Source organism: Erwinia sp. 9145 (genome assembly GCF_000745075.1).
GTDB lineage: Bacteria > Pseudomonadota > Gammaproteobacteria > Enterobacterales > Enterobacteriaceae > Erwinia > Erwinia oleae.
This window is the reverse complement of sequence record NZ_JQNE01000001.1, coordinates 2,495,697-2,519,318: the sequence shown is the minus strand read 5'-3', so window position 1 is coordinate 2,519,318 and position 23,622 is coordinate 2,495,697. Positions and strand designations below refer to the sequence as shown.

The 23,622-nt window shown below is 59.9% G+C and carries 5 protein-coding genes and 1 pseudogene; 4 read left to right on the top strand and 2 right to left on the bottom strand.

The genetic code is table 11. The annotated features are described in order from the left end of the window. Window positions 1-119: 119 nt before the first annotated feature. A pseudogene (gene rcsC / locus FA91_RS12055) lies at window positions 120-2,979 on the top strand (two-component system sensor histidine kinase RcsC). Window positions 2,980-3,036: 57 nt separating this feature from the next. Here rcsC and rcsB read toward each other — a convergent pair. Both rcsB and rcsD read right to left on the bottom strand, forming a co-directional pair. Further along, window positions 3,037-3,687, bottom strand: a complete 651-nt coding sequence (rcsB, locus tag FA91_RS12050) for a response regulator transcription factor RcsB (RefSeq protein ID WP_034916053.1) — start codon at window positions 3,685-3,687, stop codon at window positions 3,037-3,039. A 1-nt stretch (window position 3,688) separates the two neighbouring features. Continuing rightward, window positions 3,689-6,355 carry a phosphotransferase RcsD gene (gene rcsD / locus FA91_RS12045; RefSeq protein WP_034916051.1) on the bottom strand — a complete coding sequence of 889 codons (2,667 nt, stop codon included), beginning with the start codon at window positions 6,353-6,355 and terminating at the stop codon, window positions 3,689-3,691. A 564-nt stretch (window positions 6,356-6,919) separates the two neighbouring features. Here rcsD and FA91_RS12040 point away from each other — a divergent pair. The 3 genes from FA91_RS12040 (at window position 6,920) to FA91_RS12025 (ending at window position 23,613) form a co-directional block, all read left to right on the top strand. Further along, window positions 6,920-19,858, top strand: a complete 12,939-nt coding sequence (locus FA91_RS12040; protein ID WP_034916048.1) for an Ig-like domain-containing protein — start codon at window positions 6,920-6,922, stop codon at window positions 19,856-19,858. A 541-nt stretch (window positions 19,859-20,399) separates the two neighbouring features. Continuing rightward, complete coding sequence (locus FA91_RS20105) at window positions 20,400-22,202, top strand: BapA prefix-like domain-containing protein (protein WP_051937151.1); 1,803 nt, start codon at window positions 20,400-20,402, stop codon at window positions 22,200-22,202. Window positions 22,203-22,266: 64 nt separating this feature from the next. Continuing rightward, a complete protein-coding gene (locus tag FA91_RS12025; RefSeq protein ID WP_034916044.1) occupies window positions 22,267-23,613 on the top strand; it encodes a TolC family outer membrane protein in 1,347 nt (448 codons plus the stop codon). The last annotated feature ends 9 nt before the right edge of the window (window positions 23,614-23,622 follow it).

The following is a 23,622-nucleotide window of genomic DNA, read 5'->3' as shown; positions in this document are numbered from 1 at the left end:
TGTCACCGGCGAGGCAACCCGTCACGCCGTCAGAAACCCTCTCAACCGATCTGGCTTTTTACTTGCCATAACGGTACTGTAACGCCACCGCAATCATCATCCAACATCGGCCGTTTCGCTTGAAATATCTTGTCTCATTCAGAACCACGTTACGCATTTCCCGCTACCTGTTTCGGGCGCTGGCGCTTATGCTCTGGATGCTTGGCGCGCTGCTGACCGCTTTTTACATCATCAACGTGCTGCACGAAAAAGAGTCGCAGGTGCGGCAGGAGCTTAATGCCAGCGTCGAGCAGGCGCAGTGGTACGTGCGCCATGCGGCAGACGTCTCGCGCGAGCTGAAATACATTGCGGAAAATCGGCTCAACGCCACGACCAGCTCTCTGGATGCCATGAATGGTGTCTTACCTGGCAAAGCGCCCGCGCCGCAGTTCGTCTCGCTGGCCGCTGATTCCGACTGTAGCGCAATGAGCAACACCTGGCGCAACTCGGTTGAGTCGTTAAGCTACTTTCTGCACTACTGGAAAGAAAACTTCTCATCCGCTTACGAGCTGAATCGCGTATTTTTCATCGGCGGCGACAGTTTGTGCGTGGCTGATTTCGGCGTGGCGGACGCCTCTGCCGATCGTGACCGTGCGCTCAAATCGTTGCGCGAGCGCATCATCAAATACCGCAACGGCAACGACCAGCAGCGCAAAAGCAGCTTCTACTGGATTGCACCGTCCAACCAGCCGGGCATTGGCTACTACTACATGATCACGCCGGTATACGTTGCCGGCAAGATGTCTGCGCTGCTGGGCGTTGAACAGACCATCCGGGTGGAAGATTTTGTCATGCCAGGCAGCTTTCCGGTTGTCGCCACCATCGTGGATGCTGACAACCAGCGCGTCATGTCCTCTTCCCGTTCCGCCACACGCATTTCACTTGATGAATTGCCTGATGAAAACGGCTGGTTCGGCTATATCGACGGCTATAAGCAGTTGGTGATGAAGAAGGCGTTGACGCCGTCCACGCTCAACGTGGTCTATTCAGTGCAGACCAATGAGATGGTTGAAAAGCTGAAAATGCTGATGGTCAATGCCGTGCTGCTTAACGTGATCAGCGGCATTTTCCTGTTTACGCTTGCGTGGCTGTTTGAACGCCGGATGTTTCTGCCTGCGGAGGACAACGCTCACCGCCTGGAAGAGCATGAGCAGTTTAACCGCAAAATCGTCGCCTCCGCGCCGGTGGGCATCTGTATCCTTCGCACCCGCGACGGCACCAACATCCTCAGTAACGAACTGGCGCATAACTACCTGAGCATGCTGACGCAGGAAGACCGGCAGCGGCTCACGGAGATCATCTGCGGGCAGCAGGTGAACTTTGTCGATGTGCTGACCGGCAGCAATACCAACCTGCAAATCAGCTTTGTCCACTCGCGCTATCGCAACGAAAACGTGGCGATTTGCGTACTGGTTGACGTCAGCGCGCGCGTCAAAATGGAGGAGTCGCTCCAGGAGATGGCGCAGGCGGCCGAGCAGGCCAGCCAGGCGAAATCGATGTTCCTTGCCACCGTCAGCCATGAACTGCGTACGCCGCTCTACGGCATTATTGGCAACCTCGATCTGCTACAAACCAAGTCGCTGCCGCAGGGCGTTGAGTCGCTGGTCACCGCGATGAATAACTCCTCCGGACTGCTGCTGAAAATTATCAGCGATATTCTCGACTTCTCAAAAATCGAGTCCGAACAGCTTAAAATCGAACCGCGCGCCTTTTCCCCGCGCGAGATCATCACTCATATCGCTTCAAATTATATGTTATATGGGCATGGTGGTGAAAAAGCGGCTGACGCTGTGGGTGTTTATCGATCACGACGTGCCGGTAACGCTGGATGGCGATCCACTGCGCCTGCAACAGGTGATCTCTAACCTGTTGAACAACGCCATTAAATTCACCCATACCGGCGGCATCATATTGCACGCCTATGTGAAAGACGGCTATCTGGCCTTTCGCGTACGGGATACCGGCGTGGGCATTCCGCCAAAAGAGATCGCGCGTCTTTTCGATCCCTTCTTCCAGGTGGGAACCGGCGTTCAGCAAAACTTCCAGGGAACCGGGTTGGGTCTGGCCATCTGTGAAAAGCTGATCAATATGATGGATGGTGATATCGAAGTGGATTCGGAACCCGGCATGGGCAGCCAGTTTATCGTTCGTATCCCGCTCTATAACAGCCGCGTGATGTCGCCGGTGCTGCACGACGGATTACAGAGCAAGCGCTGCTGGCTTGAGATGCGCAACGAAGCGCTGGCGAGCTTCCTGGAGAGGCTGCTACGCGAACATGGCATTGAGGTACAGCGGCTGAATGATGAGCGCTGTGAATCCGATGACGTCATCGTGACCGATTATGACTTTGAAACCTCTACGCCGCTTCGGGCGATTATTCGCTTCGACGGCACCCACAATGACGGCCCTGTCGAAATAAGCGCAGGCCGCTGGGTGTACGGTACCGCAACGCCACACGAGCTGCCGGCCTTGCTGGGGCGCATCTATCGCGTTGAGGTGGAGATGCCGGACGCACAGGCCGCGCTGCCTGCCGCCGAAGAGCACAGCATCAGCAATGACGATATCCTGATCCTCGTGGTGGACGATCATCCGATCAACCGTATGCTGCTTTCCGATCAGTTGGGGTCGCTGGGTTATCGGGTCAAAACCGCGCAGGACGGCGTGGATGCGTTGAGCGTGCTCAGCCGTAACGACATTGATATTGTGCTGACCGACGTGAATATGCCCAACATGGATGGTTATCGCCTGACGCAGCGCCTGCGACAGCTTGGGCTGACTTTCCCGGTGGTCGGCGTAACGGCGAATGCGCTGGCCGAAGAGAAGCAGCGCTGTATGGAAGCGGGCATGGATAACTGCCTGTCGAAACCGGTCACGCTGGATACGCTCCAACAGACGCTGGCATTTTATGCGGAGCGGGTGCGCAAAAGCAGGGAAGGGTGATCCAGACGTAAAAAAGGGTGGAAAACAGTTCCACCCTTAAATCAGAAAATGCCGTGACTACTCTTTTTCGACCGACGAGGTGCTGACCGAGGAGAGATAGTTCAACAGCGCGATATCGTTCTCCACACCCAGCTTCATCATGGCCGATTTTTTCTGGCTGCTGATGGTTTTGATGCTGCGGTTGAGCTTCTTGGCAATCTCCGTCACCAGGAAACCTTCAGCAAACAGGCGAAGAACCTCGCTCTCTTTTGGTGAAAGACGCTTGTCGCCGTAGCCGCCTGCACTGATTTTCTCCAGCAGTTTAGCCACGCTGTCCGGGGTATACTTTTTGCCTTTCTGCAAGGCGGCCAGCGCCTTAGGCAGATCGGTAGGTGCGCCCTGTTTCAGTACGATCCCTTCAATATCCAGATCGAGAACCGCACTGAGAATAGCCGGATTATTGTTCATGGTCAGAACGATAATCGACAGATCGGGATAGTGGCGCTTAATGTATTTGATCAGCGTAATGCCATCACCGTACTTTTCGCCCGGCATGGAGAGGTCAGTGATCAGCACGTTGGCATCAAGTTTAGAGAGATTGTTGATCAGTGCTGTGGAATCTTCAAACTCACCCACTACGTTGACCCATTCGATCTGTTCGAGCGATTTACGGATACCGAACAGGACAATCGGATGGTCGTCGACAATAATTACATTCAAGTTATTCATCTTATTGGTTACCTTGCTGCAGCAAGTCATTGACGTAGCTGTCAATCTCGCCGATGGTATTTTTAATGTTTGAATCGTCACGCTCTTTGATGAGCATTTCCAACGTTTCACAAAGCTGCTTGCCAGGCGTTAAATTTAACATGGCAAACACGCCTTTCAGGCGATGCGCAGTCTGAGCAAGTGAATTCAAATCCCTGTCCGACGCCTCATTATACAATCTCTTCACATCTTCTGGTACTGTATCAACAAATAGCTGGAAATAACCTGGTGCGAAAAGCTGTACGGCATCCTGTCCATCGACCATTTCTTCCTCTGGCTCATCCTGTGCCAGTTGCAGTTCGATAAGCTGCAACAATGCATCCTGCATCGCGCTACTGATATTAAAATTCACTTTGAACTGATTTTCAGAGAGCGCGCTGAAACCGGCTTCATCATCCGTAAGCATTAATGCCCACGGCGTCAGACGTGAAGGATCGTCGGTGATCAGTACGTCGTGATCCTGACCAGAGAAGCGCTCATCCGGCGTGATGCAGCTCGCGCCCCAACCTTCCAGCTGATGTACCACAATTTTCCGTACGTCATCCACGGTAATATCAATCAACGTAGTTAACCCTTCCAGCAGCTTCTCATCCTGATCCTGCGTATGTTCCTGCGGTGCGTGCAGATGCACGCTGTAACGTGAACCGATATCGGCTCGCGCGATAATATCCACCTGACCACCCAAATGCTTACAAAGCTGGCGGCAAAGGAAAAACGCCAGCCCGGAAGCCTGTCCAAAGCGGTCCTGGCTGGTTTCGCCAAGGAAGGGGAAATCGCTGTTGCCCAGTTCATCAACGGTCAGGCCCGCGCCGGTATCCACAATGTCAATGGAGAGTCGGTCAGGTCGATCGGCGGCCTGTTTCACCTCAATGCTGATGCGCCCCCAGGTGGTATTGGTGATGGAGTAGTGCAACAGCGTGGTGAGAATTTTATACAGCGCGCGCCGGTCGCCAAAGCGAATTTCATCCACGTCAAGGCGATTGCTGATAATCAGCGACAGCCCTTTGCGGCGCAGTGAAGGCAGGGCCTCCAGCACCAGTTCGTCGAGCAGGCTTTGCAGATTAAACGGCCCGGCGTCGGGTGCCCACTCGTGGGTTTCAAGGCGATTCAGCAGCACAATGTCATCCACCAGACGGCTCAGCGCCTGAGACGCTTCCAGCGCATCATCAATATCGTCCGCAGGATGGGCGTGGCTGAGCGACTGTAGCTGACCGGTCAGTTGCCCAATCGGGCGATTAAGCGCCTGACCGAGGTTTTGCAGCAGTTGCTGTCGCGTCTGATGGTTTTTATCCAGAACCTGCTGCGCCTTCTGCAATTTCTTATTGACCAGCAGTTCACGATCCTGATCGCGCATCATAAACAGCTGCGTATGCGGTGAAAGCACGCTGCGGGCGTGGCGGATCTCATAAACCTCATTATTAATCGTTGCCTGGAGCACGCCCTGATGCTGATCGGACATATTAACAATCTTTTGCAGATTCAGATGCGGCAGAAGATGCTCGGCAATTTTGTTACTGATGATGGTGCGATTATTGGCGAAGTCGTACACCAGCAGCCCCACTGGCAGACTGCCGACGATCTCCTCATTCAGCACGCGCAGCGAGTCCAGTTCCGCACTCTGATTTTCGCTGGGGCGCAGCGACTGCTGGCGCAGCATAAACAAACCGCTCAGCGAAAGAATAAACAGCGCAAGGTTCGTTAACAGCGGCCACATCAGGTTGCGCAACGTATCCGCCACCAGCACCATCACGGGAACGCGATAAACAAGCTGAAGCGGTGTGCTGCTCAGCGAGGCGGCGATCTCAACATTCGGGTTCGCAAAATCGACGCGCGTGCTTTGCGCCTCGTCGTCGCTTTCACCTGCGGCACTGCTATCGCTGCCGGCCATATCCTGCTTAAGCTGAAAATTCTCCAGCGGCATATTCAGCGGGATCAAATCGTTGACCGGTAGGTCAAAAGCGACCACGGTTGCCAGATGACCCGGCTGATTAAAGGTGGTGCGAACGGTGAAGTAGTGGTCGTTTTGCCAGGTGAAGCGACGCAGCGGCGAAAAGCTTTCGCGCTCATCAAGGGCGTTGGCCTGCTGGAGCATTTCGGCACGCCGGGTATCGACGATGCCGCTGATTGCGCTCTCTTTATAGCGTGTCGCCATATCCTTCAGCGGCAGCGTGGAGATCAGGATCAGGCTGTTGTCCTGGCCGTTAAGAAAATACATTGACCAGGTGCTGTTTTCTGCGCCCCACAGCGTATCCAGATAGTTGGACATGCGCAGCGTCATATCCAGCGTACTGCTGTCGTGCGAGCCAAATATCAGCGCTTCCGTTTTGCGGCGGTTCTTTTCAAGGTAATAAACGTCAGGCCGCAGGCGTGTTTCCTGAAGGCTGTTGGGCGGCGTTCCCGCTGCGCTGGCCGACAGATTTTCATAAATTTGCCAGGTGGCGAAGCGCCAGGTATCAATGCGTTTTTGCATGGCATGAGCAATGTCCGCCATCGCGTAGCGTTTTTCCGTCAGCCAGCTGTTCACAGCGCTGCGAACCATCAGACCCGACGCCAGCAGTAATACCAGTATAAAAATCACGAAAAAGCGTGTGACATTGCCTGATGTAAGCGGAAATTTGTAGGGCAACATACGTTAGGTGATATCCCAGTTAACGTGTAATCAGCCGGGCGCTTGCGGCTACAGCCAGTAACAACACAGCAACCACGCCGGGCCTGTCAGAATACCTGCATAACCGATAGTTGTCATGAAAGAAATCGCCGCGCCTGTGATGAAAAATGCCGTGCGTGCGGCGTTGCTCCGGTGCCGGGCGCTCTGAATCCGCGCTCTGCTCACGCGAACATTTTTTGCGTGCTGATTTGTTGTGAGCGACGGCTGGCATTTTTCGGAAAAAATGGTGGATTTTTAAAAAGATGCTTATGTATAACATACGAAATATAATTAATTATACTTACCAGTGAGCACGCTAATTAATGCGCTGATTCTCGTCGCTCTTACGGTTTGTATAAGAATTTTACGCCGTGATTTTGGCATTTTACTCTTTTGTCTTCTTTGTTATGACTTGGTTACCCCTTTCCTACCAGGAAAACTGATTTTTTTATCGGTATTTAATCCCGAAAGTTTGCGCTGAATGTGAAGTTCACCTTCACCTTTTGCCGCAAATAAAAAACGGTTCTGGTAACGGTGAGGTGGGTAATGGCACAGCTGAACGACGGTCGCGCGGAAATTTTGTCACGCGATGACGGCAAACTTCTTTCCCGGGCCAGTGCAGGCTCTTCTCATACTGTGGTACTCAACCAGCCCAGCGTGGTGAAAATTCACGGCACGCGGGCGATGGTGACCGAATTCGAGCGGCACGGTAACGATCTTACCGTGCACATGCGCGACGGCAGCATCGTGCACTACCGGCAGTTTTTCCTCGACGATATTGATGGCGATCACAGCGAACTGGTGTTTGACGACGGTTCAGGCGTGCCGGAACACGCCCTGTTTCCTGTCACCAACGAATTCGCCGAGGCGCAGACGGCGGTGGCGGCGGCCCCTGAATATGAATCGCTCAGCTCCATTGAACCGCTGCTGCTGGCGGGGTCCGGCGCGTCCGGCGGGGTAATCACCGCTGCGGGCCTGGGCGCACTTGGCCTGGTCGGCGTGACGGCAGGCGCGGTGGCGGCCGGTGGCGGCGGTGGAAGCGGCAGCGATGATGATGGGGGTAACGTCACCGCACCGGGCACGTCGCCTGTCGTCACCCTCGATCTGTTTACCGGTGATGCTGTACTGAGCGTGGCGGAAAAAAGCAGCAACCAAATCCTGAGCGGCAGCACGCAAAACGCGCCTGAAGGCAGCGTGGTGACCATTACGCTGAACGGTAAAACCTATACCACGGCGGTGGGCAGCGACGGCGGCTGGCGCGTGACGCTGCCCACAGCGGATCTGCTCGCGCTCTCTGCGGGCAGCAACACCATTAACGTCAGCGTAACCACCGGCACAGGCGCGTCCGCGTCCGCCAGCGAAAACATTGTGGTCGAAAGCGCGGGGGTCGTACCGGGTTCGCCCGCCATTGATATCGATCCCTTTGCCGGAAATGACCGTCTTGAACCTGAAGAGATGCAGGCCAGTCAAATCGTTAGCGGCACAACGCGTAACATCGAGCAGGGACAGCGCGTGGCGATAAATATGGGCGAGCATACCTATATCGCCGTAGTGGGGGCCGACGGGCGCTGGAGCGTGACGGTTCCCGTTATCCATCTTCAGGTGCTGGCGCAGGGAACGCTGGCGATCGTGGCCAGCGTCAATTCGCAAGCCGGGGCAATCGTCTCCACCAGCCATACTATTGAAGTGGTGATGCCGCCGCCTTCTCTTTCGCTCGATCCGCTCAGTGGCGATGGGTACCTTAACGGCATTGAGGCGCAGCTTCCGCTCACCCTGTCAGGCGTGACCAGCGGCGTCCCGGCGGCCGCCATCGTGTCGGTTACGCTGGGAGCAAGCACCTGGCAGGCCACGGTCAATGCGGATGGCAGTTGGCGAACCACCGTTCCTGCGGCGGATCTTCAGCTTTTGCCGCAGGGCGCCAATCCGGTTACCGCCGTCGTTACCCTGGCGGACGGCACCGTCATACAGAATATCCCGGGGCTCTCGCTGATTGTCAGTACGCTTCCTCCTTCTGCGGCAATCGACCTGCCCTTTGGTGATGGCGTACTGAACGGCCCTGAAACCGGTGTTGCGCAAATCCTGGTGGGTCAGACCGGCATCACCGGCGCGGGCCAGACGGTAACGGTATCCCTCGGCGGCGTCAGCCTCAGCGGCACGGTCGCCAGCGACGGCAGCTGGCAGATCACGCTGCCGCCAGACCTGTTGCAGGCGCTGCCGCAGGGCAGCAATGAGATCGCTATCGTGGTGACCGACCGGGCAGGCAACAGCGCCACCGCCGTCACCACCGTCAACGTGGCCACCACGCCGCCGCCGCTCAGCCTCTCTCTGCCGGAAGAGGCGTTAAACCGCAGCGACGTCATGCAGCCGGTCACGCTCGTCGGGCAGAGCAGCGGCAGCGAAAGCGTGACCGTTACGCTGAACGGTGAGGCATACGTCACCCGCGTTAACCCGGACGGGAGCTGGCGTATTGATATTCCGGCCGCCGATCTCCAGCAAATGGGCGACGGCAGCTATCCCGTCACCGTCACCGCCACCGATGCCATCGGCAACAGCGTGACCCAAACCGGCGTGCTGGTGGTGGATGTCACGCCACCCGTCGTCACGCTGGCTGACGTAGCAGGCGATGGCTATCTGAACGCAGCCGAGCACGGTCAGCCGCTCACGCTGAACGGTTCGGCTGAGAGCGGGGCAGCGATTGTCGTCACGCTTAACAACGTGACTTACTCCGTTACACCGGATGCCAACGGCAACTGGCAACTGACCATTCCCGCCGATGTCGTCAGCGCCTTGCCGGACGGGCGCTATACCGTCAGCGTTGAGGCGAGCGATCCCGCCGGTAACGTGGCGATCGCCACACAGCCTCTGATTGTCGCCACCGCAATGCCGGAAATCAGACTTCATTCGCTGACCAGCGACAACCTGCTCGATGGTGCCGAAAAGCAGCTTTCGCAACTGCTGACAGGCACGGTGTTGAATGTTGAAGCCGGACAGCAGATTACCGTAACGTTGAATGGCGAAAGCTGGAGCGGTGCCGTGCAGGCCGACGGCAACTGGAGCGTACTGATCCCTGCGGAGGCGTTTTCCGGGCTGGCTAACGGCACGCAGGACTATACGGTCACGGTCAGCGATGCGGCAGGCAATGCGGCCAGCGCCAGCGGACGTTTTGACGTTGACAACGCCTTCAGCGCCATCGCTATCGGGGTCATCAGCGATGACAATACGATTAATGCCGTTGAGGCGCAAAACGATCTGCCGATCGCAGGAAGCAGCCGCTTCGTCGCGCCGGGGGCACGGATTCTGGTGCGCTTCAACGGCGTGGACTACAGCACCACGGCGGGCGAAAACGGCGAATGGCAGATCACCGTACCGGCCAGTGCGCTGACGGGCCTCGGAAACAGCAGCATGGAGGTCACTGCCACCGCGAACGACGTGAACGGCAATGTGGTTACCGTCACTCACAACCTGATGACGTTGGTTGACCCCAATTTCGCTCTCACCGTCGATATTCCTTTCACGGACGGCACGCTGAACGGCGCGGAAGTCATTGCCGGACAGACGCTGACCGGGCGCACCGGCGTCACCGGTGAAGGGCAGACGGTGAGCGTTGTGCTGAACGGCGTCACCTTACAGGGAACGGTGGACGCCGACGGCAACTGGCGCGTGTCGCTGCCCGCCGATCTGCTCCAGGCACTGCCGCAGGGCCAGAATCCGGTGAGCGTGAACGTCACCGATCTGGCGGGGAACGCCGCCACGCTCACCGGCAGCGTTGTGGTGGATACGCTGGCACCGCGTCTGACGCTGGAAACACTCTCAGACAACGATCGCCTGAACCTGGCGGCTCAGAGCCAGACGCTGACGCTTACCGGCAGCGGCGATCCGGGCGAAACGATCGTGGTGATGTTGAACGGCGCCAATTATATTGCGCGGGTGGCTGAAAACGGCGACTGGCGTATTGATGTGCCGCCCGACGCGCTGGCGGCGCTTACCGACGGCCGCTATCAGGTGATCGTTACCAGCACGGACGCCGCCGGCAACGCCACGTCGCTGTCGCGCACGCTTGAGGTCGATCTGACGCCGCCGTCGGTTACGGTCAACGAGGCGGCGGGCGACGGCTATCTCAACAGCGTTGAAGGCCTTCAGCCGCTGACGATTGACGGAACGGGCGAAGCCGGCAGCGCCATCACGCTGGAAATCAATGACGGCATCTGGCGTACGGTCGTCGATCAAAACGGCCAGTGGTCGGTGACGCTGCCCGCAGACGTCGTCAGCGCGCTGAGCGATGGCCGCTACGCCGTTAACGTCACCGCCAGCGACCTCGCCGGTAATCGCACCGTGGTGAGCACGTCGCTGATAGTCGATAAAACTGCGCCCGTTATCACCCTTCACGACCTGGCGGAAGACAATGTTATCGACGGCGCGGAACGACAGACGGAGCAGATCCTTAGCGGCACCGCCGACAACGTTGAAGCGGGCCAGACGCTCAGCATCACGTTCAACGGCGAAACCTGGTACGCGACCGTACAGTCCGGCGGCGGCTGGCAGGTAACGCTGCCCGCATCGGCCTTCGCCACGCTTGTTGACGGAGACTACACCTTAAGCGTCAGCGTGACCGATCGCGCGGGTAACGCCGCAGCGGTGGATAAAACGTTCAGCGTCAATGACGCACTCAGCGCGATTGCCTGGCAACCGCTCAGCGGCGACGGCTATCTCAATGCCGCCGAAGCGCAAAACGATCTGCGGGTTGAAGGCTCATCGGTAAACGTCGCGGAAGGCAGCATTGTCACCTTCACCCTTGGCGGGCAGACTTACACGGCCACCGTTGCGGCTGACGGAAGCTGGTCGGTGACCGTGCCGTCGGAAGATCTGCAAAATCTGGCGGAAGGGCCACAGCAGGCATCCGCCAGCGTTAACGGCACGGCGGTTACTCATCAGGCCACGCTGGAGGTGCATACCGCCAGCGTGCCCGCGCCATCGATGCAAACGCCGTTCGCCGACGGCACGCTCAACGGTGCGGAAGCGGGAACCGTGCAAACGCTGAGCGGCAGCACCGGCATCGTGGGCGACGGCCAAACGGTGGTGGTCAACGTCGGCGGCAGCGACTATCGCGCAACGGTGGACAGCGCGGGCAACTGGCAACTGTCGCTGACGCCGCCGGTGTTGCAGGCGCTGTCGCAGGGTGAAAATACCCTCACCGTGACGGCAAGCGACGTGGCGGGCAACAGCGGGTCGCTGCCGGTGACGATAAACGTCGACACCCTTGCGCCGCAGCTGTCGCTGAATGCCATAGCCGGTGACGGGGTGATCAATAGCAGCGAAGCGGCGGGGGAGATCACCGTCAGCGGCGGCAGTAACGCGCAGGCGGGCGAGATCGTGACCGTCTTGTTCAACGGTCAGCGCTTCACCACGGCGGTGGACGAGGAGGGTGGCTGGCGGCTTCAGCTTCCGGCGGGGCTGCTGCTTGACAGGCCGGACGGCAGCTATCCGCTCACCGTCAGCCTCAGCGATGCGGCGGGCAATACCGCCACCGTCAGCGAGGTGGTGCGGCTGGCGATTGTCACGCTACAGCCGACGCTTGCGACGCCGTTTGGTGACGGCTGGCTGAACATCAGCGAGTCGGGCAGCGATCAGGCTCTGAATGGCACGACGGGCATCAGCGGGCCGGGACAAACGGTGACGGTTAACCTGGCGGGTACGGATTACAGCGCCACCGTTGACGCCAGCGGTAACTGGACGCTGCCGGTCAGCGTGGCGATGATGCAGGGGCTGGAACAGGGAGGCAATCCCATTACCGTTACCGTGCGCGATGCAGAGGGAAACAGCGGCACGGTAAGCAGCAACGTCATTGTCGATTTGACCGCGCCCGATCTGCGCATCAACGAGGTTACCGGCGACAACGTGATCAACGCGGCAGAGATCGCCCGGCCGGTTTCCATCAGCGGAACGGCGTCGCCTGAGGATGCAGGCCAGCAGATAACGTTGATCTTTAACGGCCAGACGTATCAGCAGACGGTGCGGGGCGACGGCAGCTGGCAGTTTGATCTGCCCGCCGGCGCCACGCAGAATCTGGCGGACGGCAGCTATCCGGTCAGCGTCACCTTAACCGATCGGGCGGGAAACCGCAGCGAGCAAAACCTGACGCTCAACGTGGAGGCATCGCCTGCCAGCATGCCGACGCTCACGATCGATACCGTCTCGCTGGATGATTACATCAATCGCGCCGAGGCGGGCGACGACCTGATTGTCTCCGGTTCGACCAGCGCGGAGCCGGGGCGCACGGTTACGCTGACGCTGAATGGCGAAAGCTGGCTCGCGACGGTAGAGCAGGACGGCAGCTGGCGCGTGACCGTTCCGGCCGCCAGCGTGGGCGCGCTGAGCGACGGCGCACAGACTTTCAGCGCGGCGGTATCCAACAGTGTAGGCAATCCGGCCAGCGCCACGCATCAGGTTACCGTTGTTGCCCAGGCGGCAAACCAGCCCACTCTCACTATTAATCCTGTCACCAGCGACGATACCGTTAACAGCCAGGAAGCAGGCAGCGATCTTGAAATAACCGGCGGCAGCCAGCGCCTTGCGCCGGGCAGCGCCGTGGTTGTCACACTGAACGGCAAAGCGTATGAAACGACGGCGGACGCCAGCGGTAGCTGGCAGGTCACGGTGCCCGCAGCGGATGTGCAGGCGCTTGATCAGGGCAGCAACACCGTTACTGCGTCCGGCAGCGACGTGGCGGGCAATCCTGCCACCGCCAGCGGAACGTTCAATGTGGATACCCGTGCGCCGGTACTTGATGTCGCGCTGAGCGCAGGCGATACGCTGAATATGGCGGAAGCGCTGGCCGGCCTGACGGTCAGCGGCAACACCGAGGCGGGCCTGACGGTCAGCGTGACGCTTAACGGCAAAATATGGAGCGTCTCGGCAGACGGCGACGGCGCATGGCGCCTGATCATCCCGGCCGGCGAACTGCTGCTGCTGGCCGATGGCATCGCCAGGGTTGGCGTAACGGTAAGCGATGCCAGCGGTAATCAAACCAGCAGCCCGGTCGACCTCAACGTGGCCATCAACACGCTGCCGCTGCTGACGCTGACCACGCCGTTTACTGATGGTCTGCTCAATGCCGCCGAAGCCGCCGCAGAACAGATCCTGACTGGCCAGGCCACCCATCTTGCGCCAGGCACCGCGGTTATTGTTACCATCGGCGGCCTGTCCTTTAACGGCGTGGTCGATGAGGAGAGCAACTGGCGCGTGACGATCCCCGCCGGCGCCCTGAGCGCCCTGGATGACGGCGCATTCCAGCTTGCCGTCAGCGCCGCCGATGCGGCAGGCAACCCTGCCAGCGCGGCGGTCAGCGTCGAACTGCTGGTGAAAAACTCGCCGGAAGCCAGCATCAACACGCCGTTTGGTGACGGCCTGCTTAACGCGCTGGAGGCGGGCGAGACGCAGATCATCAGCGGCACCACCGGCGTCCCCGGCGACGGGCAGACGGTTGTGCTGCTGATCGACGGCAGATCGTTCATCACCACCGTTGATGCGCAGGGCTACTGGCAGGCGACGCTGACGCCCGCGCAGCTCGCGGAGATCGGCAACGGAACGCATACGCTGACGGTGACCGTCAGCGATCGCGCAGGCAACAGCGACAGCGGCAGCCTGAGTTTTGACGCCATCATCACCGGCCTCCCTGCGCCAACGCTGGCAACGCCGTTTACCGATGGCGTACTGAACGCGGCAGAGGCGGCGGCGGGCGGCGCGCTTTCCGGCACCACCGGTATCACCGGCGCGCAAACGGTGACCATCACGCTTAACGGCACGCGCTATCAGGCAGAGGTTGACAGCGCCACCGGCAACTGGAACTTCAACCTGCCCGCCAGCGTGCTGAACCTGCTACCGGACGGCAACTGGCCGGTTGAGGTGCAGGTCACGGACGGCGTGGGCAATGCGCAAACGGCGAACGGAATGCTGCGGGTCGATATCCATTCGCTACCCGACGTTACCATCAATTTGCCATTCGGCGACGGTCAGCTCAACGTGGCGGAAGCGGCGGCCGGGCAAATACTGAGCGGCAATACCGGTAAAGTCGCGCCGGGGCAAACGGTCACCGTCAGCATTGACGGCGGTACGGCAATCAGCGCTGCGGTTAACGCCAGCGGCGACTGGTCGCTTGCTCTCACGCCCGAACAGCTCACCGCGCCGGGCAGCGGCACGCATCAGTTAACGGTTACCGCCACCGACAGCGCGGGCAATCAGGACAGCGCGGATCTGGCGTTTAATGCCCGGCTCAGCCTGCCGGTGCCCACCATCGTTCAGCCGTTTGGCGATGGCGTGCTGAATATCAGCGAAATGAACAACGCCATTGTGTTTAACGGCACCACCGGCGTCAGCGGCCTGAATCAGGACGTGCAGTTACGCATTGATGTGGATGGCATCATCTGGACGGGAACGGTAAATGATAACGGCGACTGGGTGGTTGCGCTGCCCGCAGGCGCGCTCGGCGGCCTGAGTAATGGTCAGCACAGCATTACCGTCACCGTGACCGACGGCGCGGGCAACAGCAATACGCAGAGCCTGGATTTTGTCGCGTCGCTTACCGCGCCGCAACCCACGATCAACGTGCCGTTTATTGACGGCTTCCTTAACGGCACGGAGGCGAGCGCGGGCGCATCGCTGTCGGGGAATGCCGGCACGGCGCAGCGGGTAACGGTCACCCTTAACGGCACTGCTTATGATGCGGTGGTAAACGGCGACGGAACCTGGACGCTGGCGCTCTCGCCGACGGTGCTCGGCGGACTTACGCAGGGCTCGCAAGGCATTACGGTGGTGGCGACCGACGTTGCCGGCAACGCCACCACGCTCACCGGCGATTTCACCGTGGACACGCTGCCGCCTGCCGTTACCATCGTCTCTTTCGTAGGCGACACATTGACCTATGTGGAGAGCCTGACCACCCAGTTACTGAGTGGCACCACCACCGGCGCGCGTGCAGGCCAGGTCGTGACGGTGACGATCGGCAGCGCGACGCTGAGCGGGGTGGTGCAGGCGGATGGCAGCTGGTCGGTTAACGTGACGCCGGAAGCGATGGCGCAACTTGGCAACAGCGGCACCGGTACGCTGACCGCGACGGTGTCGGACGTGGCGGGCAACATCGCCAGCACCTCTGCCTCCGTTACCGTTGACCTGACGCCACCGTCCGATCCGCTACTTACGCTGGCGCCGATATCGGGCGATAACATTGTTAACGCCAGCGATGACGCAACGCTGACCATCAGCGGTACCTTTGCCAACCTCAACGCCGCCAACGGCGCGGTCAGCGGTTCAGTGACCGTTATGGTTAACGGCGAAGCGCTGCCGGAGAGCGCGGTGGTAAACAGCGAAAATGGCAGCTGGCGCATTACGTTGCCCACCGCCAGCCTGCCGGAAGGCGCGCTGACCGTAACCGCCACGCTCACCACTGACCAGGGCGACACGCTGACCGCCAGCGAACAGCTTCTTGTCGATCGTATTCCGCCCGATCTGACCATCGACGCCTTCGCAGGCGACGATCGGCTGAACGGCACAGAAGCCGCGAGCAGCCAGACCATCAGCGGCACCGCCAGCGTGACGGAAGTGGGACGTCCGGTTACCCTCAGCCTGAACGGCAAAAGCTGGACGGCGATCGTGCAGGCGGACGGAAGCTGGGCGGTGGCGGTGCCCGAGGGGGATCTTCAGGCGCTCGCTCAGGGCAGCCAGACGCTGACCGCCACCCTCACCGACGCCGCGGGCAACCCCGCCAGCGCGGAACGCACTTTCACCGTTGATACCGCCGCGCCGCTGCTTCAGGTGGATGCGCTGTTGGGCGACAACCTGCTGAACGCGGCGGATATCGCCACAGCGCAGGTGCTGACCGGACGCGCCGCCGGGGCGGAAGGGCAAACCATCAGCCTTTACCTCGGCGACAGCAGCCCGATTGCCACGGCGATTGTTGACGCCGACGGCACGTTCCGCATCAACCTGACGCCGGAGGTGCTTGGCAGCCTGAGCGATGGCGCGCTGGTGTTTGGACTGCGCGTCAGCGACCGCGCGGGTAATCAGACCGACGCCACGCTGACGGTGAATAAAGTAGTAAACAGTGCCCTGAACCTGGCGGTTGATCCCCTCTTTGGCGACGGCTTTCTCAACGCTGCTGAAGCCGCCGTCGCGCAAACTATCACCGGCCTTGCCACCTCTGCCGGCACCGGCGCAACCGTCTCTCTGACCCTTGGCGGCACGACGCTGAGCACGACCGTCGGACAGGATGGCCGCTACGCGCTGGTGGTGCCGCCGGACGTGCTGGCGCTGATGAGTAACGGTGAATTCCCCGTCAATCTGGTGCTGACCGACGCGGCAGGTAACGTCCGCACGCTGCCGTCCACGGTTACCGCCATTCTGAACACGCCGGTGTTCAGCGCGCTGGACGGACTGTTTGGCGGCGACAACCGGCTGAATATCGCCGAAGCCGCTGTCGCACAAACCATCGGCGGCACGGTCAGCGCGGTGGTCGGTTCCACGGTGACCGTCACCCTGGGCGGTAAGTCATGGCAGAGCCAGGTTGGCGCAGGCGGCAACTGGAGCGTAACGCTGCTGCCCGCTGATTTAGCAACGCTGGCCAGCGGCACGTTGACGCTTGGCGTGAAGGTGGTCGATCCGGCGGGCAACACCGCCGCCAGCGCGGTGAATGTCGACGTTTTCACCGCACAGCCTGCGATTACGCTGGGGCCGATTTTTGGCGACGGCATATTGAATATCGCCGAGTCGAAAATCGCGCAGACTATTGCAGGAACGGTCACCAACGTGACGGCCGGTACGGTAGTAAACCTGACCCTCGGCAGCGCCACCGTGCAGGCGACGGTGGGGCAGAGCGGTGCGTTCACCGCCACCGTTTCACCGGAATTATTGGGCTCGCTGGTTAACGGCACGCTGACCGTGGCGGCCAGTCTGACCGATGCGGCGGGCAACACCGCCCGCGCCTCGGCGAATGCGACGGTAAAAGTGACCGCGCCGGTGATCACGCTCGATCCGCTGTTTGGCGACGGGCTGCTGAACGCGCTTGATGCGCGCGCCGGGCAGATTCTGAGCGGCACCATCACCGGCGCAGAGGCCGGTGCCAGAGTGACTGTCTCGTTTGGCAGCAGCCAGTTTGTCACCACCACCGCGGCGAACGGCGCTTTTACCCTGGCGCTGACGCCCGCGATGCTTCAGGGGCTGAGCGACGGTGCGCTGGCGGTGGGCGTCAGCGTCACTGATGCGGCAGGGAATAGCAACAGCGCCTCGGCGACGGCAGTGGTAGGGATCCATGCGCTGCCGGTGATTTCGCTTAACCCGCTGTTTGGCGATGGCGTACTCAATCTGTTGGAGTCGCTGGTGACGCAAACCATCAGCGGGACGGTGGCGAATGCCGCCGCAGGTTCGGTGGTGACGATTGCGCTTGGCAACACTACGGTAACGGCGACGGTGAATCAGGACGGCACTTTCCGCGCGCAGCTTGCGCCCGCGCTGCTCAGCACGCTGCTGGACGGCAACCTGACCGTCAGCGCCTCGGTCACCGACGTGGTCGGCAACGTCGCCAGCGTGTCGACGGGTATTCAGGTGGGCATTCATACCGCACCGACTCTGTCGGTCAATACGATTTTTGACGACGGTGTTCTCAGCGCCAGCGATCTGCTGGGGGTTCAGACCATCAGTGGCGTAACGACAAATGTGGCTGCCGGATCGCTGGTCAGCGTGGCGCTGGCGGGCAAAACCTATACCGCTACGGTCAGCAGCGGCGGCGGATGGAGCCTCAGCGTGCCGAAAGCCGATCTGGCGGTGTTAGCCAACGGCACGCTGACGGTCAGCGCCAGCGTTACGGACAGCTACGGCAACATCGCCACCGGCAGCAACACGCTGAACGTGACCGCACAGACGCCACCGACGGTGAGCATCAGCACTATTTTCGGCGATGGCCTGCTCAATGCAGCAGACGCGCAGTCAACGCAGATCATCAGCGGCACCGCCACCCAGGCGGAAGGTTCTACCCTCACCGTGCGCGTGGGCGCCAGCACGCTGACCACCACGGTGGGCGCGAACGGCACGTGGAGCGTCTCCGTGCCGACGACGGTGCTGGCCGCACTGCCTGACGGGACGGACACCATTACCGCCGCGCTCACCAATGCGGCGGGCAGAGCGGCGAGCGTCTCCGGCAGCGTGCTGGTCGGGACGCACACCCTGCCCACCGTTGCGCTCACCGCCAGCAGCGTGTTTGGCGGAGACCACTACCTGAATCTCAGCGAAGCGAATGCGGCAAAGACCATCAGCGGCACCTCGGCCAATGCGGTGGGCAGCACGGTTTCCGTCACTTTGGCAGGCAATACCCTGACCACCACGGTGGGCGCGAACGGTACCTGGAGCGTCAGCCTGCCGTCGGCGACGCTGAAGGCCATTCCTGACGGCAGCTATAGCGTGACGGTCACCTTAACCGATGCGGTGGGGAACGTCTCGACCACCAGCGACAGCTTCACGGCAGTAACGCACAACCTGCCCGCCATCGGTGTCGACCCGGTGCTCAGTCTGGTCAACGTGCTGGTAACCGGCCTGACCGTTTCCGGCGGCACGCTCAACCTGGCGCAGGGCACCCGGCTTACTATCACCCTGAATGGCAGCACGCAGCAGGTCATCACCGATGCGCTCGGCCGCTACAGCGCGAAATTTACCGGTGGACTGCTCTCGACGCTGAGTCTGAACAGCGTTGTGACGGTGACGGCGGTAGACGCGGCAGGCAACCCCGCCTCGACCAGCAACACGCTGGTGGTGGGCTCACTGCTCCCTGCTGCCGCCACGTCCGCCACGGTTTTGCTTGCAGTGGCGGCGGATGATGACGTCACCGCCAGCGCTCACCATCAGGCGTTGACGCCGGCGGTGCATGATGCGGCAGCCGCAAGCGATACCCACAGCAGTTCGACGGTACCGGAAAGCAGCGTCGCGCCGTTGACCCCGGTAGTTGAGGAAAACGGCTATACCATTGGGGGTGTGACCATCGACGTTGCCGACGGCCAAAGCCTGACCGGCAACGCGGTCAGCGGAAGCAGTGGCGACGATACGCTCACCCTCAGCTCGCTGGATTTCAGCCATATCAGCGGCGGTGCGGGCACGGACACGCTGGTTCTTAGTGGCGATCATATGGCGCTGGATTTGACGTCGTTAGGGCTCAGGGTTGAACACATTGAAATCATCGATCTTGGCAAAGCAGGGAATAACAGCGTGAAGCTCGATCTTAACGAAGCGCTGAACATCACCGATACGCAACATGACGATTTGGTGATCAAAGGCGCTGACGGCAATCGCGTGACGCTGGCCAACGGTGACGACGGCGAATGGACAATGGCGGGATATCGCACCATAGACGGGCAATCATTTGATATTTATCACAATTCAGCGCTGGCCGCGACCAACACGCTGGGCGATGTGCTGGTGCAACACAACCTTCAGGTGCATATCGTCTAGAAGAGGGATCGCTCCTGCGCCAGCGGAAGGCAACCAAAGGTTAAAAGGTTAGTGATGATTAACTAATTGAAAGGTAAAAAAGCAGACGGTGCAGATCTTTTGAGCTATAAAACATATGTAAGGTCTTTGTAAATAAAATTCAGGTTTTTTAATGAGAAAATTTCTTTCTGTAAACGACTTTCCAGATTTTCGGCAATAGTCACGGCGACGAGAGAGGCATAGCTTATTCTCTGCCAGCGTTGATGTACCGGAGCATTTGAATAAGGTTTTTGCTGAATATGCGGTCAGGATTTGGCTTAAAGAGAAAAATAACTTGAGTCATTTTTTGGCACTAATGGTAAATGAGCGCTCATGAGATGAGCGCAATTTTGCTGAAAATTCAGCCTGAATTCACGTTCAAGATCGGCCGTTCTTCATCAGATCTCAGGAATTACTCCCATTCCTTCTGTTGCGCTGGCTGGAAAATGCGTAAGAAAAGTAAAGCGTTGCTTTAGTTTATTGCGCATAACTCACTCACAGTTTTCGTGGCAAGGGGAAGTTAATGGCACATTCAATCCAGGGCCAGACAGATATTGTGTCTCGTTCAGCAGGTAAAACGCTGGCGCACCTGTCGCCGGGTAGCTCGCAGACCGTTTCGCTTAGCGAGCCGGGCATCATCACCGTTCAGGGCGATCGCTCAATGGTGTCGGCCTGGCAGCAACAGGGAGACGACCTGATTTTACAGATGCGCGACGGCACCGAGAGGCATTTCCAGCATTTTTTCAGCGTGAAAGAGGGCGAACAGAGCGAACTGGTGTTTGTTGATGGCGACAATCCGCCGCAGCATATGCTGCTTTCACAGGCGATCCAAACCGATCCGCAGGCAGTGGTCGCCCTGTCACCGGGTTATGAGTCGCTGAACAGCGTGGATGATCTGCACACTGCGGCAGTTGCCTCCAGCGATAACAGCTACACCGCTGTTGGTTTGGGACTGCTCGGCCTGATCGGCGCAGGCGCAGGCATTGCGGCTTCGCACGGCGGCGGTGGCGGCGGCGGTGATGATGCCGCACAGGCATCGGTGGGTGAAACGGCACCCGACACCTCAGACAGCGTGGCAGCGCCTGCTGCGACAACCGACACCGGCGAAGTGACACCCGCGACAACCACAACGCCAGTGGCGACCACTACGCCAGAGACAACCACCACGCCAGAGACAACCACCACGCCAGAGCCAACCACCACGCCAGCGGCAACCACCACGCCAGCGGCAACGACGGACGGAACCGCGTCCGAACCCGGCAGCAATACAGAGACCCACAGTGGCGCAGGTACGCCTGCTGTCGCCCCCACACTCACCGTTGATCCCGTCACCAGTGATAATGCGATCAATATATACGAAGGGCAGTTTGGCCTGGAGATTGCCGGCAAATCGTCTCAGTTGGCGGTTGGCTCACTGGTTACGCTGACGCTTGACGGCAAAACCTGGCAGGGCGTGGTGGAAGACAGCGCCGGTACGTGGCATGTAAATGTCTCCCCCACAGAGCTGGCGGCTATTCAGGATGGTTCTTATTCCCTGAATTTCAGCGCCACCGATGCCAGCGGTGCAACGGCCAGCGCGTCGCGCGATGTCTGGCTGGTGACGCATGCCAGCAGCGAACCGCATTTCACAATCAATGAAGTGACCGCCAGCGACGTCAGCTGGCACGACGGGGACTCGTGGGTCACGCTCTCCGGCACGCTCGACGGCTCTGTGCCGATTGTCGCTGCCAGCGTCAATCCCAATGATTACCCACTTTACGACCTTGTGTTTGGCGAAAACCGTAGCTGGACGGTGGAGATCAGAGAGAGCGATCTTCAGTTTACCGATGGCTACAACACCATGCTGTTTGGCGTGAAGGATGTTGGCGGCAACTGGTTTGAACATCCACAAAGCGTTCAGACGCATCTGGATGGCGGGAGCAGTCTTGCCGCTGTCGACAATGCTCCGGCAGGTGATGACGGCGTCGCCGCGATAGCAGGCGTTGACCAGGCCGTTGCCGACGACAGCATCAGTGCTGTTCTCAGCACGCACGGCGCGGTGACGCAGAGCAAAGCGGAGCACGCGACGCTGGATCTCGCTGCGCTGGGGATCAAGGCGGAGGACGCGACGGCGCTGCCTCATCTTCCGGAACAGAAGCCAGCCCACAGCGGCGGCGAGGTGCTGGCCGAACATGCCGTTACGCTGAGCGCGCCGGAAGGGGGTGTCTGGCAGGATGCAGGACAGCGTGCTGATTATCAGGACAACGTGCAGCATGTCCCGATCCAGCAGGACAATACGCTGGCGGACGTGCTGGCGCAGCACTCTCTTCAGCAACATACGGCTTAACGCGTGGCGCGGGCTTGCGGCCCGCGCTTTTTTCCACAACAACCTTCAGGACCGTGGTACATCGATGAAAAAAGTGTGGGCCTCGCTCTGTTTTGGTTTGATATGTCATATAACCGACGCCGTAGCGGCCACTGAACCCCGCGCTGCTTTTAACTGGCGCGCCGCGCCGCGCGAGGAGCAGATTGCAACATTGACGCTGCGCGAAGCGATACTGCGCGCCTTTGCGCGTAACCCAAAAATTTATCAGGCCGCTGCGCAGATCCACGTCGGCGTAGCGGACCTGGATGCGGCAGAAAGCGCCTGGTATCCACAGCTTTCTCTCCAGGCGACCGGCGGCCGCTCGCGGCAGACCGACTCGGCTGGCAGCCTGAACAACAGCGGCTCTGGCGGCATTACCCTCAGCCAGCTCCTCTATGACTTTGGCCGTACCGGCGGCGCCATTGATGAACAAAATAAGTTATCAGAGGCGTACCGCTACGCGCTCTATGACACCATGACTACCGTCGCGCAGGACACGCTGCGCGCTTACCTTGACGTTAAACGCTACCGCGCGCTGGCTGATGCCGCGCGGACTAATCTCGCCTCGCTCAGGCGGGTGCAGGAGATCGCCCGTCTGCGCGCGGAGGCCGGGCTCAGCTCGCAGTCGGACGTGCTTCAGGCCGGCACGCGCATTGCCGGTATGAACGCCACGCTTGAGCAGTATCGGGCACAGGCGCGCTCGGCGCAGGCGCAGCTGACGGTACTGACCGGCGTGGTTTCAGACGAGCTGCCGGAACTGCCGCAGTCGCTGCTCAACCAGCAGATCACTCTTGATAAAATCGCCTATGAGAAAAGTGCGGCGGTGCGCAGCGCGCAGGCAAAGCAGGAAGCCGCGCTGGAGCGCGTGCGTCAGGCGGAGTCCAACCACTGGCCGACCATCAGAGTCGAAGCGGGACGCACCCGTTACGAGAACGACAGGCGTTCTTACTGGGATGATGAGCTTCAGCTCCGCGTGGAAGCGCCGATTTATCAGGGCGGTCTGGTCAATGCCAAAACCCGCGCGGCAGAGGGCGACAGGCAGGCAGCCGAAGCCGCTATTCAGCAATCAAAACTGGACATCAATCAGCACGCCTCAACCGCCTATGCGGACATGATTGGCGCCCAACAGCGCCAGACCGCAGGCGATCAGCAGTACGGCAGCGCCGACCATACCCGCGCGGTCTATGCCGATGAATACAAGCTCAATAAGCGCAGCCTCAACGATTTACTCAGCGTCGAGCAGGATGTGTTTCAGGCCGACAGCGGACGGCTGATGGCGCTCTACGACGGCTGGGACGCCACGGTGCGCTATGCCGCCGCCGTGGACAATCTGCTCGATATGTTGGGCATCGATCGTGAAGCCACCAGCGGACAAACGTTGCCATCGCTCTGAGCGCAGAAG

What these genes read in the sequence shown, in the direction of transcription:
- rcsB (WP_034916053.1), bottom strand. Translation starts at nt 3,687, where the DNA reads ATGAATAACTTGAATGTAATTATTGTCGACGACCATCCGATTGTCCTG.
- rcsD (WP_034916051.1), bottom strand. Translation starts at nt 6,355, where the DNA reads ATGTTGCCCTACAAATTTCCGCTTACATCAGGCAATGTCACACGCTTT.
- FA91_RS12040 (WP_034916048.1), top strand. Translation starts at nt 6,920, where the DNA reads ATGGCACAGCTGAACGACGGTCGCGCGGAAATTTTGTCACGCGATGAC.
- FA91_RS20105 (WP_051937151.1), top strand. Translation starts at nt 20,400, where the DNA reads ATGGCACATTCAATCCAGGGCCAGACAGATATTGTGTCTCGTTCAGCA.
- FA91_RS12025 (WP_034916044.1), top strand. Translation starts at nt 22,267, where the DNA reads ATGAAAAAAGTGTGGGCCTCGCTCTGTTTTGGTTTGATATGTCATATA.